This is a genomic window from Flavobacterium sp. (assembly GCF_041911335.1).
Taxonomy (GTDB): Bacteria; Bacteroidota; Bacteroidia; order Flavobacteriales; family Flavobacteriaceae; genus Flavobacterium.
Map to the genome: position 1 here is coordinate 1 of NZ_JAYRPD010000032.1, position 3,310 is coordinate 3,310.

Below are 3,310 nucleotides of genomic sequence, written 5' to 3' on the forward strand. Positions count from 1 at the left end.
AAGATAACTTTTTTGGGAGAATTTGCTACAAAAGGGCAAAAACCTTATACCAATGAAAAACTAAACATACTACAAGCAGTGGCTATTGGCGGAGGAACGAATGAAAATGCAGACCTTAAAAATATTAGATTAATTAGAAATATAGATGGCAAAGACCAAACCATTACTTTAGACCTTACAGATTATAACCTATCTAATTCTCCATATTATTATATCCAAAATAATGATATCTTGTATGCTCTTCCAAACAGAGATGCACAGATTGCTGCAAACAAAACCCCTATTTTAAGTAAAATCCTAACCTATTCTGGAGTATTAGGACTTTTATTTGCGGCATATAATTTTATAAAAAATTAAAATGGAAACGCTTCAGCCCATACAATCTTCTCTACCACAAAGAGCTAAAAAGCTCAATATTAAAAAAGAAATCTTTAAATACGTAAGGGTTTGGTATTGGTTTGTACTCTCTTTTGTTCTTTTTGCCATAGCAGCAAAAATATACCTGAGATATACCACTCCTATCTACAGCTCCCAAGCATCAGTATATTTTAATAACTCTACCAAAAAAAGTAAAGGCGTTATTGGGCTCAATGATTTGCAAAACATGGGAACAGGAGGGATCGCCAAAAATCCCATTTCAGATGAAATAGCCCTCATGAAGTCTAAACCCATTTTAAATAAAGTGGTGAAGCATCTTAATCTAGATGTAACCTTTGTTCAAGAAGCCAAAATCAAGAAAATAGAATTATATGAATTAAGCCCTTTTCGAGGGGAGATTATTGCGCTAAAAGACGAAAAAAATTTCGGAGGGGCTTCATATAAAATTAAAGCTTTAGACAATAAGAGATTTCTGCTTGCAAATCTAGAAGGCAAGAATCCTAAATCTTATTATTTTGATGTTCCTTATGACTTAGGATTTGGGATAGTAAAAATTTCTAAAGTTGAAGGGATAAATTACCAAGACTATATCAATGTAAATTTTTTCAACTACAAGAATATAGCGGCAGGTTTAGAGGGAGCCATCACGGTAACCAATCTCAATACAGATACCAATATCATGGACCTCTTCTACAGAGGTGAAATCCCACAAAAGTCAGAAGATATTCTCAATGAATTAATAAAGCAATATAATCTAGATGCAGACAATGACAAAAAGTTAGAAGCTCGTAACTCTGCTGCTTTTATCAATGAAAGGCTGCAACTCATTACCAGCGAGCTGTCTAACATTGAAGGGAAGAAAACCAATTATAAAAGATCCAACCAGATTTTTGATATAGAAACGCAGGCACAATCTAGCATCAAAGGTTTAGATGAGGGAACCCAAAAAACACTAGAACTCGCTTCTCAACTAGAGATGGTAAATGCAGTACTCAGAATGGTCAATGCGCCCAATGATCAGTTGCTTCCTACCAATATTGGGGTGCCTAATGCTGCTGAAGGCTTAATCACCCAATATAATGAATTGCTCCTCTTAAAAAATAAAACCCTTAGACAAGCCACACCTGCCAATCCTATGATTGTGCAGTTCAATAAAGATTTGTCTCAGCTCAAAAGTCTCATTAGAGAAAGTTTGAATAAATCCAAAGAAGTAATATCTACGAACTTAGGGTATCAACAAGGCAAAATCTCTAAATACAAACAAGAAATGTCTATGTTTCCAGAGCAAGAAAATTTCTTTAAAAACATAGACCGCCAACAGAAAATTAAAGAAGCGCTGTATCTTTACCTACTTCAGAAAAACGAAGAGATTTCTATGGCTTTGGCAGTAACCACACCAAAAGTGAAAACCCTTAACCCTGCTTATACGACAGGGGTAGTATCACCCAACGCAAGCAAAATTATGCTGTATGCCTATGCACTAGGGTTATTGTTACCTTTATTATTTTTCTTTGTCAAGAATGCATTAGATACCTACATTCATACAAAAGAAGACATACTAGACTCAGTAAAAGACATACCTGTAGTAGCAGAAATTCCCAATATACCGAAAGGGGTAGAAAACATTATCGGTAAGAACGACCTCTCAGCTTTTGCAGAATCTTTTAGAATTCTCTATTCTAATGTAAAATATTTCTTTAACAAAGAAAATAAATGTCCCGTTATCCTCATTTCTTCTTCTATTAAAGGAGAAGGGAAAACCACCATTTCAGTAAATACAGCACTTACCTTGGCACAAAGCAAAAAAGTATTGTTAGTAGGAGCAGACATCCGAAATCCTCAGCTCAAACAATTTATGCACCTCAAAGGAGAGGGACTTTCAGAATTCTTAAGCAATTATGCTGCACAGCCTGAGAGATTTATTTCAGAATCTGCCATTAATCCAAACCTTAAGCTCATTCACTCAGGAGCCATTGCTCCCAATCCTAATGAACTTTTAGAAAGTGAAAAATTTGCAGACTTGTTAGACTATGCACAGCAGCATTTTGATTATGTGGTCATAGACTCAGCGCCTATGCTCATGGTAGGAGATACCTATAACTTAATCAAATATGCAGATGTGTTGTTATTTTTAATGCGCTCAGAATATACCGATAAGGAGATGATAGGATTTGCGAATCAGGTATCTAGAGACCACGCCAAAGGAAAAATGGCTATTGTGCTGAATGATGTAAGCTACCTAAATCTTACCTACAGCAATAAATATGGCTACGGATATAAATACGGTTACGGATATTCTTATACCGCAGACACGGATAAGAAACCTTGGTACAAAAAGATATTTTCTTAAAATAATTTTCTGAAAAATGAAGGAACCCAAACAAATGTGGACTGAAGAAATAAAAGCAGAGTCCTCTCTTTTTGCCATTAATTTCAGGGAAATATGGCATTACAGAGACTTGCTGTTCATGCTCGTAAAAAGAGATTTCATCACTTTTTATAAGCAAACCATTCTTGGGCCGTTATGGTTCATCGTGCAGCCACTGCTTACCACGCTTATTTTTGTTATCCTTTTTGGGAATATTGCCAAACTCTCTACAGACGGGATTCCGCAGTTGGCTTTTTATTTGGCGGGCATCACCATCTGGAATTATTTTTCAGAAAGCCTCACCAAAACATCATCTGTTTTCACCGCCAATGCTTCGATTTTTGGGAAAGTTTATTTTCCTAGACTCATTATGCCACTGTCTATAGTCGCTTCTAGTTTATTGAAGTTTGCAGTGCAGTTTGCCCTTTTTATTTTGGTAGTTCTATATTACACCTTTGTAGCACAAAGCATACAACCCAATCTTTGGATATTGTTTACCCCTGTATTAATTTTATTGATGGCACTTTTTGCTTTAGGCGTAGGAATGATTTTCTCTTCCCTCAC

2 protein-coding genes and 1 pseudogene are annotated in these 3,310 nt (G+C 35.7%); all 3 read left to right on the forward strand.

Annotated features, from left to right (window positions below):
• Window positions 1-357, forward strand: a pseudogene (locus ACE3PD_RS04325) (polysaccharide export protein); the annotation flags it as partial.
• Between the two features lies 1 nt (window position 358).
• Window positions 359-2,728 carry a GumC family protein gene (locus tag ACE3PD_RS04330; RefSeq protein WP_374399872.1) on the forward strand — a complete coding sequence of 790 codons (2,370 nt, stop codon included), beginning with the start codon at window positions 359-361 and terminating at the stop codon, window positions 2,726-2,728.
• Between the two features lie 16 nt (window positions 2,729-2,744).
• Window positions 2,745-3,310, forward strand: a 566-nt coding sequence (locus ACE3PD_RS04335) for an ABC transporter permease (protein WP_374399874.1), incomplete at its 3' end; no start/stop codon positions are given.

Excerpts from the sequence above, each read along its gene's own strand:
- ACE3PD_RS04330 (WP_374399872.1), top strand. The coding sequence starts at position 359 with ATGGAAACGCTTCAGCCCATACAATCTTCTCTACCACAAAGAGCTAAA.